Source organism: Mesorhizobium sp. M7A.T.Ca.US.000.02.2.1, assembly GCF_003996995.1.
Taxonomy (GTDB): domain Bacteria; phylum Pseudomonadota; class Alphaproteobacteria; order Rhizobiales; family Rhizobiaceae; genus Mesorhizobium.
The window spans coordinates 1-12,378 of record NZ_RZTT01000163.1; the positions used below are offsets into that span (position 1 = coordinate 1).

Below are 12,378 nucleotides of genomic sequence, written 5' to 3' on the forward strand. Positions count from 1 at the left end.
GACAGGGCGTCGTCAATGCGGATACTTGTTCTATCCAGCAAACAAAAAGCCCGCCGGGAGGGGATCCGGCGGGCCTTTGGAAAGCATGTCTAGCCTTCAGGGGTCTGAGGGGGGATCAGACCTGGTAAGAACCTTTGTTGGCCGCGGAGGTTCCACCCGAACAACAAATTGCCGATGGCCCGTCGAAACCGCGGAAGCGGTGGAGGCGATTTCTTCGCGAGAGCACTCACAGTTTGGAACTTTCCGCTCACAACCGGGTTGGGTGCCCCGGTGGGAGGAATTGCTATTGGATAGTTTTCAGAGACTCGAAGCGCTGGTCGACAGCGCCGGTGTCGAGGATATCGAGGAAGCAACCGCTCTGCTGCGCCGGTTCAAGGGCAGGTCGCGCGAGGTCTCGGCAGCCATAGATGAGTTCATGCTCGATTTCATGACGTTGGTCTTCGTCGTCGAAAGCGGCGAAGAAGGTTTCGAAAAGCCGGTCCGCAAGCTCGCTCGCACCAGGCTTTCAAAGCTTGAGCGGATGGTGACTGTGATGGCGGAGGAAAAGCCGGCCTCCGGCGCCGGCCTATCCCTTCAGGATGGCGGCTAGCCTTGGAATGCCTTCGCTCACCGCGCGCCGGTCGGCGAGCGTGAAGGACAGCCGCAGCGTGTTGCGCCCGGTGCCGTCGGCATAAAAGGCGCTGCCCGGCACGAAGGCCACCCGCGCTTCTTTCACCGACCGCGCCAGAAGCTCGGTGGCGTCGGCCCCTTCCGGCAACGTTACCCAGACGAACATGCCGCCTTCCGGGCGGCTCCAGGTCACGCCTTCCGGCATATTGGATTCCAGTGCCGAGAGCAGCCCGTCGCGGCGCTCGCGATAGGCGCCGATAAGTTTTTCCACCTGGCCGTCGAACACGGCTTCGGCGACACGATGCATCACCATCTGGTTGATCGATGGGCTGTGCAGGTCCGAGGCCTGCTTCATCAGCACCAGTTTCTCGACGATGTGGCGCGGGGCGCAAACCCAGCCGACGCGCATGCCCGGCGACAGTATCTTCGAGAACGAGCCGCAATAGAGCGTGCGCGCCTTGTCGATACCGCCGGACCTGATGCAGTCGAGCGCCAGGATCGGCGGCACGCCGTCGCCGTCATAGCGCAGCGCGCGATAGGCGGCATCCTCGATGACGGCGATGTCGAGTTCGCCGGCAAGGCCGAGCACCGCCTCGCGCTGCTCACGGTTCAGCGTGTTGCCGGTCGGGTTGGCGAAATCCGGCACCAGATAGGCGAATTTGGCCTTGCCGCCATTTGCTGCCGCCGCCGCGCGATAGGCATCGGGCGTCATGTTGCCGCCGGCCGGGGTCAGCCGGTCGTAGCGAGGCTCATAGGCGTTGAAAGCCTGCAGCGCGCCGAGATAAGTCGGCCATGTCACCAGCGCGGTATCGCCCGGCGACAGGAACAGTTTGCCGAGATAGTCCAGCGCCTGCTGCGAGCCGGAGGTGATGAAGATATTGGCCTCGTCACAGGCGACGCCGAGCTTGCCCATCTGCCCGGCGAGCCAGCGCCGCAACGGCAGGTAGCCTTCCGAGACCTGGTACTGCAGCGCCGCACCCGCCTCGGCGCCGCCCAGCACATCGGCATAGGCGTCGCGGATCGCCTCGGCCGGGAACAGCGCCGGATCGGGAATACCACCGGCGAACGAGATGATGTCCGGCTGGTCGAGCAGCTTCAGCAGCTCGCGGATTTCGGACGCTTTCATGCGCGACGAGCGCGAAGCCAACAGGTTCATAAGGGTCACGGCACGCCTCCCCGGACGCTGTAATATAGGTCAACTTGGCTGACCTATATCCCCTCTTGGCCGCGAATTGAAGTGTGCCTGAACGATTTCCCGAATGCGCCAGCGCTGGCGCACTGCTCGAATGCCGAGCAGTTCCACAAAAGTGTTGCAGCGTTTTCCGACCGCCTAAAGGCTCTTCTTGTAGCCGAGATGGCTGCCGGTGAAGCCGAGGCTTTCGTAGAAACGGTGCGCGTCCGCCCGCCCCTTGTCGGTGGTCAGCTGGACGAGGCTGCAGCCCCGCGCCCGGCACGCGTCGATCGCCCATTCGATCATCTGCCTGCCGATGCCGTCCGAGCGCCTGTGGCCGGCAACCCGAACCGCCTCGATCTGCCCGCGCCAGGCACCCTTGCGCGAGAGCCCGGCAAGGAAAGAAATCTGCAAGGTACCGATCACTTCGGCCCCGTCGACGGCCACCGCCAGCAGCTGATTTGGATCGGCGTCGATGGCGTTGAAAGCGTCGATGTATCCTTGGGCCAGCGGCATGGAGGCGTCCTCCCGGCCGGCGCCAAGCGGATCGTCGGCCAGCATGGCGACGATATCAGGCAGGTCGGAGGCCTGCGCACGACGGAAGGTGATCATGGTGTGGAGATATCGCGAGGCACTGGTGGCCGCAAGATTTGCATATGCTCTCCACCGGGCGCTGGTGCCGCCCCTCATCTGCCTGCCGGCATCTTCTCCCCGTATAGTGACGGGGAGAAGGACGCTGTGTCAGATGATTTCGCCAAATCGCCAGCGTCGCAGAAAAAGCGCCAACGTGGCGGCCGGCCCCTTTCTCCTCGTCACTATACGGGGAGAAATGTCCGGCAGGACAATGAGGGGCAGCGCTAACTTTGCTGGCTACAGCTCGCCCTCATACGTCAGTTGCGCCTGCGTCAGCGCCCGATCCAGCCTTTCGCCCTCGGCATATCCAGCCAGATTCTGCGGCCGCTCCACACCGGGCAGCAGCCTCGGACACGGCTCGGCGGCGCCGACCACCATCCGCACCGGGATGACGCCGGCCCACACCGGATGCCCGTAATCCTCCTCGTCGTCGCCGACGCCCTTGGCGCGCACTTTGGCTGATGCCTCTTCGATGCGCATGCCGATCACCGTCGTCGCCTTGGCCTCCTGCACCGAGATCGGCCGCAGGGTCTCGCTCCGGCCGGGGTAGAAGCGGTCGACGACGCCGGCCAGCGCCTTCAGTTTCTCATCAGGCTCATCGATGATCCGCGCCGTGCCGAAACACATCGCCGAGCGGTAATTGGCGGAATGGTTGAAGCCCGAGCGCGCCAGCACCAGCCCGTCGAGATGCGACACCGTCAGACACGCCGGCGTGCCGCCGCGCAGATTGCGCAGCATGCGGCTGGCCGACGAGCCGTGCCAGTAGAGCATGTCGTCCTCGCGCCAGTGGATGGTCGGCGTGCAATAGGGCTGGCCGTCGGACGTATAGGCGACATGGCACAGCAGCCCGGCATCCAGCACCGCGAAGACTGCCGCATGGTCGTAGCTGCCGCGCTCGTGCAGGCGCTTGACGCGGTTGCGGCTGGTGGTCGGAAAGCTGGCTGGCGTGTCGTTCACGGCTTGCATCCTTGGTTGTTGTCTGCCAACCATGCGCCGTGACATTGGTTGATAAAAGAACCAATCCGATGAAGAAAAAACAGACCAATTTGCCGGATTGGTCGGCGCTGATCCCGGTCCTCCCGGGCGACGGCCCGCGCAGCCGCGAGCTTTATGCGGCGCTCAGGCGGCTGATCGAGACCGGCGCGCTGGCTGCCGGGGCCAAATTGCCGACCACCCGGGATCTCGCACAGCGCTTCGGCCTATCGCGTTCGGCGGCGGTTGCCTGTTTTGAAATGCTGGTCTCGGAAGGCTTCGCCGTCGCCAGGATCGGTGCCGGAACCTTCGTCGCGCCTGACGTGCCGCATCTGCCGACAACACTGGTCAAGCCACGGCCACCCGAGATCGATGCCGCCACCTCGCTGCCTTGCGGCCTTGGCGTGGCGGTGTCCGATCCGCGCACGCTTAATTTGTTTCGCATCCTTCTGTCGCGCCACCTCGCTCGCCCCGGGCCGGAGCATTTCCGCTATGGCGATCCGCGCGGCGGCCTGCCGCTGCGCACGGCAATTGCCACCTATCTCAGGACCGCACGCGGCGTGCGCTGCGATGCCGGCCAGATCGTGCTGACTTCGGGCACGCAGCAGGGGCTGGATCTTCTGGTGCGCGCCGCGCTCAGCCCCGGCGATGCCGTCTGGATCGAAAACCCCTGCTATCCCATGGCGCAGGCCGTGCTGGCCGGCAGCGGCGCCAGGGTTTTTGGGGTACCGGTCGACGCGGAAGGGCTCGATCCCGAGATCGGCGAAAGCCTGTGCTCCAATGCGCGCGCGGCCTATGTCACGCCCTCGCATCAATATCCGCTCGGCGTGACGATGACGATGCGCCGCCGTCTCGCTTTGCTCGACTGGGCTCGGCGCAACGATGCCTGGATCATCGAGGACGACTACGACAGCGAATTCCGCTATGCCGGCCCGCCGCTGACCTCGCTGCAGGGCATGGACGGTTCAGACCGTGTCGCCTATCTCGGCACCTTCTCGAAAATCCTCTTCCCCGGCCTGCGCATCGGCTATGTCGTGGTGCCCGAAGCGCTGCTCGATGCCGTGATGGCGGTCAGGGCGCGCTCCGACCGCTTCCCCTCGACGCTGGCCGAAGGCGCGCTGACCGACCTGTTGAACGAAGGCCATTTCGCCGCGCATCTCCGGCGCGTGCGCCGCCGCGTACAGGCCGCGCGCGACGTCCTGGTCGCCGGCCTCGAGGCGCATTGCGGCGATGCCCTCGAAGTAACCGTGCCCGAACAGGGGTTGCATTTGATGGCGACGCTGAAGGACGCCGGGCCGGACACCGCGATCGTCGAGGCGGCGAAGGCGGCGGGTGTCGGCGCCAGGGCCTTGTCCTCAATGTTCATCGGCGGGGCGCCCCGGCAAGGTCTGGTGCTGGGTTTTTCGGGGTTTTCGGACGAGGAGTTGATGGCCGCGACGGTGCGACTGGGTGGGGTGGTTCGGCAGCAAGCCCGGTGAGCCAACGAGAACCGCCTCATTGGTGCGCCGGCATCGAACTGTAGAGCCCCGTCAATCCCCATCCGCTGGCCCGGCCTTGCCGCACTGCGCCAGCACCTTGCCGATGGCCGCGCTGGAGCCCTTCAGCGGAAAGCTGATCTCGCCATATTTGGCTGAACTCACCGACACATCGCCTGTGCCGCGCAGCAGGTCGAGCAGCGGATCGGCTTTCGCCAGATTGACCACGAAGTAGTTGTACATGGCCTCCAGCTGGAGCGTCTTCGTTACCGTCTTGCCGTCGGCCTTGAACGCGAACGAACCGCTGATGCCAGGTTCCAGCTGCTGGCCGGCGGCACCGAGATCGTAGCTCAGCACCGGCGTGTCGAAACAGGTGAGCATCAGATGCGCATCGCCTTTCGGCCCGCCGCAGACCGAAGCCGTCAGCACGCTGCCGCCCTCGTCTTCCTCCATCCTGGCGCTCCAGCCATCGCACGACGCGGCAAACGCCGGCTGCGCGGCCTGCACGACGGCCAAGACACCAGCGACGATGAGATGTGCAACTCTCATGACTCCCCCAATTGACTGCCTCCAGGGCATTTGCAGCGCCCGTCCGCAGCATATAGGAAAAGCGATCCGATGGCATTGCCCGTTGCGGCAGCCGGTCCTGTTTCGTGGAGAGTTGGATTGAGAGCCTGCGTTCGCCTGTGTCTGTCCTTTGCCGCCCTGCTTGCCTCGCCGCTCACCGCTCGTGCCGAGTGGAAGCCGGTCGAGAAAATCGAGCCCTACGCGATCTCGGGCCGGTCCGGCGCCGAACTCTACCGCTCGATCGGCGAGAAAGGACCAAAGCTCGGCATTGCCCGCGCCATCGCCTACACCAATTTCAAGCTGACCTGGGGGTTAAGGGACTACAAGCCCAGTGGCAAGGACTGCGTGCTGACGGCCGGGCGGCCGAAGCTGATCGTCACCTACACCTTGCCAAAACCCTCCGGCTCCCTGCTGCCCGCCGTCCAGAAGAACTGGGAAACTTTCATCGCCGGCGTCGCCGCCCATGAGAAGGTGCATGGCGCCAGCATGGTCCAGATGGTCCACGACATCCAAGCCGCGACGAACGGCCTGACCGTCGCCGACGATCCCAAATGCAGCAAGACAAGGGCCGAGGTGGTCAAGCGGCTCGACGCAATCTCGAAGGCGCGGGTGCTGGCAAGCCGCGATTTCGACCGCGTCGAATTCGGCAATGGCGGCAATTTGCAGAAACTGGTTTTTTCGCTCGTGACCGGCCCCTGACTGCGCAGCCTCCAATCCGAAGTTTGCGGCAGTGCTATCTTCGACCGCTGGCGCCGGCCGCTTCGCCCAGCTCACCGCGTTTCAGCGCTCGCCCTCAGCTCCGCCCGCTTCTCGTCCGAGAGGACGGCCAGATCCAGCACCTTCTGCAATTCGGCGGCATGGCGGAAGGACGGTTCGGCCTGCACGCCGGATCGCACCGCGTCAGTGAAACGCTGGTAGTTGGTCGGCACCGTGCCGGCGTCGAGCTCTTCCCATATGGCGTTCTCGACGTTTTCGCCGATGCAGGCCTTGAGCGCCGAGCCGTCGAGATTATGCACCACCTCGATGCCGCCTTTCTCGCCATAGATGCGCAGGCGCAGCTCGTTGAGATGGCCAGTCGCCCAGCGGCTGGCATGCACCACGCCGAAGGCGCCGTTGGAAAAGTCCAGCGTCATAGCAAAGCTGTCATTGGCGTCGAGCCCGTAGTCGCCGATGCGGTTGCCGGGCGCCTTGTCGAAGGCGCGCAGCCGGCAGAAGACATGGTCGATGTCGACGGCTGCGCCATAGCTGGCAAAATCGAGGATGTGGATGCCGACATCGCCAAGCACGCCGTTGGAGCCGTGGCCGCGTGACAGGCGCCACAGCCATTTCGGATCGGTGCGCCAGTCGCCCCAGAATTTCGACACCAGCCAGCTTTGCAGGTAGGACGCCTCGACATGCCTGACGGTGCCGATCTCGCCCGCCTGCACCATCTGGCGGGCCTTCTGCAGCGCCGCCACATTGCGATAGGTGAGGTTCACCATGTTGACGATGCCGGCGGCCTCGGCGGCATCGGCCATCTCGGTCGCCTTGCCATAGTTGTCGGCCAGTGGCTTCTCGCACAGCACCGGCTTGCCGGCGGCGATCAGCGCCATAGTGGTCGGGTGGTGGATGCGGTCCGGCGTGACATTGGCCACCGCGTCGAACTCACCCCATGTCAGCGCCTCCTCCAGCGCGGTAAAGCGGTTGGGAATGTCAAAACTGTCGGCGAACTCGCCGACCCGTGCCGGATCGACATCGACCGCGCCGACAATGTCGACGCCGTCGATGGCGGTGAAGCGCCGCGCATGTTCCTGCGCCATCCAGCCGGTGCCGAGTATCAAAAGCCGCATTCTTTGCTCCTTGGGGTGAGATGCCGGGATCCCCTCCCGGCCGACGCCCTCAAATAGCGCGTATGATGCCGCCGTCGACCCGGATGTTCTGGCCGGTGATGTAGCCGGCGCCTTCGGAGGCCAGGAAGGAGATGGTCGCAGCGATCTCTTCCGAGGTGCCGTAGCGCTGCATCGGCACGCTGTCGCGGCGCTCCTCGGTGGCCGGCAGGCTGTCGATCCAGCCGGGCAGCACGTTGTTCATGCGCACATTGTCGGCGGCGTAGGTGTTGGCGAAGATCTTGGTGTAGGCGGCAAGCCCGGCACGGAACACCGCGGACGTCGGGAACATCGGGCTCGGCTCGACCACCCAGGCCGTCGAGATGTTGATGATGGCCCCACCCTTCTGCTTGACCATCTGCGGCGCCACGATGCGCACCGGACGGATGACGTTCAGCAGATAGACATCCATGCCGGTGTGCCATTGCTCGTCGGTGATTTCGAGGATCGGCGCGCGCGGCCCGTGGCCGCCGCTGTTGACCAGCACGTCAATGCGGCCAAAACATTCGAGCGTCAGGTCGACGAGACGCTGCAGATCTTCATTGGATTGGTTGGAGCCGGTGACGCCCAGCCCGCCCAATTCCCCAGCCAGCGCCTCGCCCTTTCCGGACGACGAAAGAATGGCGACCTTGAAGCCGTCCGCCGCCAGCCGCTTGGCCGCCGCCGCACCCATGCCGCTGCCGCCGGCCACCACCACAGCTACTTTTTCTACACTCATCGGATTTTCCTCTCAGGGTTGGCGGGCACCGCAAGCGGTGTTTTCGGGAGTTGAACGTCGATATAGCTGGTTTTCCACACCGGTTCGAACCAGAATGCTTGAAATCAACCTGTAGAAAAACTCCTGTATGCCCGAAGCCTTCCTCAGCCTGCCGCCATTGAATGCGCTGCGCGCCTTCGAAGCCTCGGCGCGTCATCTCAACTTCCGCATCGCCGCCGAAGAGCTCAATGTCACGCAAGGGGCGGTCGCCCAGCACATTCGCGGGCTGGAAGCCGATCTCGGCACAAAGCTGTTCGAGCGGCTGCCGCGCGGCTTGGCGCTGACCGATGAGGGCCGCGCCTATGTCCCCAATATCCGCCGCGCCTTCGACCTGATCTCGGAGGCGACGCTGCTGTTGCGCCCCGAGCCGGCACGGCTGTCGATCAGCGTGACGCCGAGCTTCGCCACCAAATGGCTGATCCCGAGGCTGCACGACTTCGTCGCACACAACCCGCTGGTCGATTTGCGCGTGCTGGCCAGCGAAAGCCTGTCGAGCTTCCAGGCCGATGGCGTCGACATCGCGGTCAGGCAAGGCCGCCCGCCCTTCGGCGCTGGGCTGATCGTCGACCTGCTGTTTCCCCAGCAGATCGTCGCCGTCTGCAGCCCGGCCTTGCTGCCGGAAGGTGTTGCTGAAATCGCAGCCTCCGAAATCCAGCACCATGTGCTGCTGCACGATGCCCACAATCTGTGGCCGGAATTCATGGAGAAAGCGGTCGGCCTGAAGATGACGACCGAGCTGAAGCGCATGCGCTTCAACCAGACGAGCCTCGCCATCGACGCCGCCATCGCCGGCCAGGGCATTGCGCTGGCCAGCCGCTTCCTCGTAGCCGCTGATCTCGCCACAGGCCGCCTGGTTCAGCCCGTCAGCGGCGAAATGCGCGGCACGCAGGATTTTTATGTCGTGATGCCGAGAAAACAGCGCCACCCCGAGCCGACGCAAGCCGTGCGGCAATGGTTGCTGGATGCGGGAGAAAGGCCGCCGCTCTAGATCGGCAGCAAGGCGTCGGGCTTCACATTGGCGATCGAAGCGTAGGTGTGTGTCTCCCGCACCCCGGGCAGCGGCAGGATGACGCGCTGCAGGAAATCCTGGAACATCGCCATGTCGGCGATGCGCGCCTTGACCAGATAGTCGAAGCCGCCGACCACCATGTGGCATTCGATGATCTCGGGCGCCCGCAGAACCGCCTCGGCGAAGCGGTCGAACACATGCGGCGCCGTGTGGTCGAGCCGCACCTCGATGAAGACGAGCTGCGCCTGCCCGATCCGAGCAGGATCGAGCACCGCGCGCACGGCGCGAATGAAGCCTTCGGCGAACAGCCGCTTGACGCGCTGCGTCGCCCCGGTCGGCGACAGACCGACCCGGCGCGCCAGATCGAGCGTCGTGCGGCGGCCGTCCTCCTGCAACAAACGCAGCAGCGAGCGGTCGATACGGTCGAGATCGTCCATTTCAGGATTCACACTTTTGGACCAGAACAAACGTGATAATCACGCCAAAATAGCAAAAGCAGTATATTTCATCACGCTCCCGGACCGCAATACCGTTGTCGTGCAACCGACAACGAAAGCGGATCCCATGACATCAGCGATATCGACGTCCAGCAGCGCCCAGGCCAAGGGTGACATGCCCGTACTCATCCTGAGCGAGGCCGAGATGAAAACCTGCATCGACCTGCGCCAGCTTCTCGACGTGCTCGCTGGCGGCTTCAAGGCCTTGTCCGGCGGCAAGGTGGTCAATCCGGCACGGCCGCAGCTCGATATTCCGCAGGCCGGCTATTCGCTGGCGATGTCGGCATGGATGGCAGGCATGCATCTGACGGTGAAGATCGTCAACGTCTTCGAGGGCAACGTCGCCAAAGGCATCCCCAGCCACCTCGCCACCATCCATCTGTTCGACCCGCAGACTGGCATGCCGGTCTGCGTCATGGACGGCACCTACATCACCGCCGTGCGCACCTCCGGCTCGGCCGTGCTTTCGGTGCGTGAACTCGCCCGCCGCGACGCCAAGGTCGCGACGGTGGTCGGCGCCGGTGTGCAGGCCGGCCAGCATCTGCATCTTCTGCCGCTGGTGCGCGACTTCACCGAGATCCGCGTCGTCTCGAAGGAATTCGCCGATGCGCAGGCGCTTGCCGCGCAACATCCCGGCGTTGTTGCCGTCGCCGATATAGAGGCCGCGGTGCGTTCGTCCGACGTCGTCTGCCTGGCAACGCATTCCTATGCGCCGGTGATCTCGGCCGAATGGGTGCGGCCGGGCACTCACATCTCATCGGTCGGCGTCGCCCCGCCCGGCGGCGAATTGCCGGTCGAGCTTATCGGCCGGGCCAGCCTGTTCGTCGAGACCAGGGACGCCTTTGCCCCGACGCCGGTCGGCTCTTGCGAACTGGCGGGCATTGATCCGAAAGCCGGAATCGAGCTCGGCGACATGCTGCTCGGGCGGCGGCCGGGACGGGTCAGCGCCGATCAGGTCACCGTCTACAAGGCCATGGGCGTCGCCATGGAAGACATGGTGGCCGCCGATCTCGCCTACCGCGAGGCGGTTCGGCGGGGAATGGGACGTGTAGTTGCGCTGTAGCGGAGCCGCTCAATTGTTGAAGCCAGCGCCGCCCGTCGATAGGATCGTCCTTCTCCCCGTTTACGGGGAGAAGATGGCGGCAGCCAGATGAGGGGCAGCACCAACGTGGAGGGTTGGGACCAGCCCCTACCCCTCCACCGTCTCCAGCACGCTCAGCAGCGCGCCCTCCATGTCAGGCTCGTCGCCGGAGCAGACGCACAGCATCTCGGCGTCGCCCTCGCCCACCGACAGGTAGGCGTGACCCATGGTGGAATCGATATAGACGCTGTCGCCCTGTTTCAGCCGCACCGGCGCGTACTGGTCGGTGTGCAGCTCGATCTCGCCCTTGAGCACGATCAAAAATTCCTCGCCGGCATGCCTGGTCAGCGGCCCGAATTCCTGCGGCGTGCGGGCGCGCGCATAGGCGTGGATCGGCACCATGCGCTTGCGCACCAGATCGGTGGCCAGATAGCGGTAATCGTAGTTGCGGGTCAGCTGGCGCAGCGTGTTGGACTGAGAGGTCACCGAGCGGCGGGTGCGCGCAGACGGCTGCTTGCGGTCGCCGCTGAGCAGCTCGGTGACATGGATGCTCAGCCCCTCGCAGATCTGCAGCAGCTTGTCGTAGCTCAGCGACATCTGGTCGTTCTCGACTTTGGACAGCGTCGACACCGCGACGCCGGTCAGCGTGCTGACCTCCTGCAAGGTCCAGCCATGCGTCTTCCTCAAGCCGCGCAGACAATCACCGAGGTTCGGTTGCTCCGACATCGTCAGCTCCTGGCGCGGCCACTGAGCCGCTTCTTCACCCTAGGTAGTCCAACTCCCTGCCGCCATCAACAACGCTAACAATTTTCTTATACGCTAAATATTGACTGGATACGAAATTATTTCTACCCCGAGGACATGCAGTCCAAGTCTCTCCAAAAAATCGTCGTCATCGGCGGCGGCATTGCCGGCCTTTCGCTGGCGGCGGCCGTGCAATCCTGGGCCGAGATCACCGTGCTCGAGCGCGAGCCGCATCTCGGCTACCACGCCAGCGGCCGCTCGGCGGCGCTGTTTTCCGAAACCTACGGCAATGCGTTGGTGCGGGCGCTGTCGCTGGCCAGCCGGCAAGCGATCGTCGATGGCGGCTTTGCCGCCCACCGGCGCGGCGCGCTGCATGTCGGCGGCGTCGAGGACAGTGCAGCCGTCGACCGCATGGCGGCCGAGATGCAGGCGCTGGTGCCGAGCGTGCGGCGCCTGTCGGCCACGGAAGTCACCGCGCTGGTGCCGGTCATCGCCACGGCAACCACCTGCGGCGGCGTGCATGAACCCGGCGCGCTCGATGTCGACACGGGAAAGATGCTTGCAGCTTCAGCCTCCGCGCTCAAGGCCGGCGGCGGCGTGATCCGCACCGGCGAGGAAGTGCTGGAGATTTCCCGCGTCGCAAATGGCTTCAGCGTCACCACCAATGCCGGCGCCTACCAGGCCGACATCGTCGTCGACGCCGCTGGCGCCTGGGTCGATGTCGTCGCCGGGCTGGCCGGTCTCTCCGGTCTCGGCTTCCGGCCGAAGCGCCGCACCGCCTTCCTTTTCGATCCGCCCGCCGGCACCGACATCAGCGCCTGGCCGCTGGTGGTCGATTTGCATGAACAATTCTACTTCAAGCCCGATGCCGGCAGGTTGATCGGCTCGCTGGCCGCCGAGCCAGAAGAAGCCGGGCAGGCGAGGGTCGAAACCGATGACCGGCGTGCGGTCGGGCGAAAAGGTGCGCAGGCCAGCCCACGGCGTCGACGGACGGCCGA

13 protein-coding genes and 1 pseudogene are annotated in these 12,378 nt (G+C 64.8%); 6 read left to right on the top strand and 8 right to left on the bottom strand.

The features are described from left to right. The first annotated feature begins 286 nt into the window (after positions 1 to 286). Entirely contained in the window at positions 287 to 589 is a 303-nt protein-coding gene (locus tag EOD15_RS16885) for a hypothetical protein (RefSeq protein WP_164762785.1), read from the top strand. Here the strand turns inward: EOD15_RS16885 and EOD15_RS16890 are convergent. The 3 genes from EOD15_RS16890 to EOD15_RS16905 form a co-directional block, all read right to left on the bottom strand. Then, positions 566 to 1,765 carry a PLP-dependent aminotransferase family protein gene (locus tag EOD15_RS16890; protein WP_185929009.1) on the bottom strand — a complete coding sequence of 400 codons (1,200 nt, stop codon included), beginning with the start codon at positions 1,763 to 1,765 and terminating at the stop codon, positions 566 to 568. The two genes, EOD15_RS16885 and EOD15_RS16890, sit on opposite strands and share 24 nt — an antisense overlap. 174 nt (positions 1,766 to 1,939) lie before the next feature. Further along, the gene (locus EOD15_RS16895; RefSeq protein WP_127319402.1) at positions 1,940 to 2,392 is read right to left on the bottom strand and encodes a GNAT family N-acetyltransferase; all 453 of its coding nucleotides are present in this window, start codon (positions 2,390 to 2,392) and stop codon (positions 1,940 to 1,942) included. Positions 2,393 to 2,650: 258 nt separating this feature from the next. Further along, positions 2,651 to 3,403: a pyridoxamine 5'-phosphate oxidase family protein gene (locus EOD15_RS16905; RefSeq protein WP_164893250.1), complete on the bottom strand. Its 753-nt coding sequence runs from the start codon at positions 3,401 to 3,403 to the stop codon at positions 2,651 to 2,653. Between the two features lie 35 nt (positions 3,404 to 3,438). On the opposite strand from EOD15_RS16905, the gene EOD15_RS16910 reads away from it, so the two are divergent. Then, positions 3,439 to 4,863, top strand: a complete 1,425-nt coding sequence (locus EOD15_RS16910) for a PLP-dependent aminotransferase family protein (protein ID WP_127322891.1) — start codon at positions 3,439 to 3,441, stop codon at positions 4,861 to 4,863. A gap of 51 nt (positions 4,864 to 4,914) precedes the next feature. On the opposite strand, the gene EOD15_RS16915 is transcribed toward EOD15_RS16910, so the two are convergent. Further along, positions 4,915 to 5,409, bottom strand: coding sequence for a hypothetical protein (locus tag EOD15_RS16915; protein ID WP_245463692.1), 495 nt, complete (start codon positions 5,407 to 5,409; stop codon positions 4,915 to 4,917). A gap of 117 nt (positions 5,410 to 5,526) precedes the next feature. Between EOD15_RS16915 and EOD15_RS16920 the strand changes: the two genes are divergently transcribed. Then, entirely contained in the window at positions 5,527 to 6,126 is a 600-nt protein-coding gene (locus EOD15_RS16920) for a DUF922 domain-containing Zn-dependent protease (protein ID WP_127408653.1), read from the top strand. A 71-nt stretch (positions 6,127 to 6,197) separates the two neighbouring features. Here the strand turns inward: EOD15_RS16920 and EOD15_RS16925 are convergent, their stop codons facing one another. Both EOD15_RS16925 and EOD15_RS16930 read right to left on the bottom strand, forming a co-directional pair. Next, the gene (locus tag EOD15_RS16925; RefSeq protein WP_127323097.1) at positions 6,198 to 7,256 is read right to left on the bottom strand and encodes a Gfo/Idh/MocA family oxidoreductase; all 1,059 of its coding nucleotides are present in this window, start codon (positions 7,254 to 7,256) and stop codon (positions 6,198 to 6,200) included. 49 nt (positions 7,257 to 7,305) lie between these two features. After that, on the bottom strand, positions 7,306 to 8,010 hold the full coding sequence (locus tag EOD15_RS16930) for an SDR family oxidoreductase (protein ID WP_127408654.1): 705 nt from the start codon (positions 8,008 to 8,010) through the stop codon (positions 7,306 to 7,308). A gap of 127 nt (positions 8,011 to 8,137) precedes the next feature. Here EOD15_RS16930 and gcvA point away from each other — a divergent pair, with 127 nt between their 5' ends. Then, entirely contained in the window at positions 8,138 to 9,037 is a 900-nt protein-coding gene (gene gcvA / locus EOD15_RS16935; RefSeq protein ID WP_127320521.1) for a transcriptional regulator GcvA, read from the top strand. Here gcvA and EOD15_RS16940 read toward each other — a convergent pair. Beyond that, positions 9,034 to 9,495 carry an Lrp/AsnC ligand binding domain-containing protein gene (locus EOD15_RS16940; protein WP_023813853.1) on the bottom strand — a complete coding sequence of 154 codons (462 nt, stop codon included), beginning with the start codon at positions 9,493 to 9,495 and terminating at the stop codon, positions 9,034 to 9,036. The genes gcvA and EOD15_RS16940 overlap by 4 nt on opposite strands. Positions 9,496 to 9,622: 127 nt before the next feature. On the opposite strand from EOD15_RS16940, the gene EOD15_RS16945 reads away from it, so the two are divergent. Next, positions 9,623 to 10,618: an ornithine cyclodeaminase family protein gene (locus EOD15_RS16945; RefSeq protein WP_127320522.1), complete on the top strand. Its 996-nt coding sequence runs from the start codon at positions 9,623 to 9,625 to the stop codon at positions 10,616 to 10,618. A gap of 126 nt (positions 10,619 to 10,744) precedes the next feature. On the opposite strand, the gene EOD15_RS16950 is transcribed toward EOD15_RS16945, so the two are convergent. Then, entirely contained in the window at positions 10,745 to 11,362 is a 618-nt protein-coding gene (locus tag EOD15_RS16950; protein ID WP_127408655.1) for an XRE family transcriptional regulator, read from the bottom strand. Positions 11,363 to 11,497: 135 nt separating this feature from the next. Here EOD15_RS16950 and EOD15_RS16955 point away from each other — a divergent pair. Continuing rightward, positions 11,498 to 12,292: pseudogene (locus tag EOD15_RS16955) on the top strand (FAD-dependent oxidoreductase); the annotation flags it as partial. Between the last annotated feature and the right edge of the window lie 86 nt (positions 12,293 to 12,378).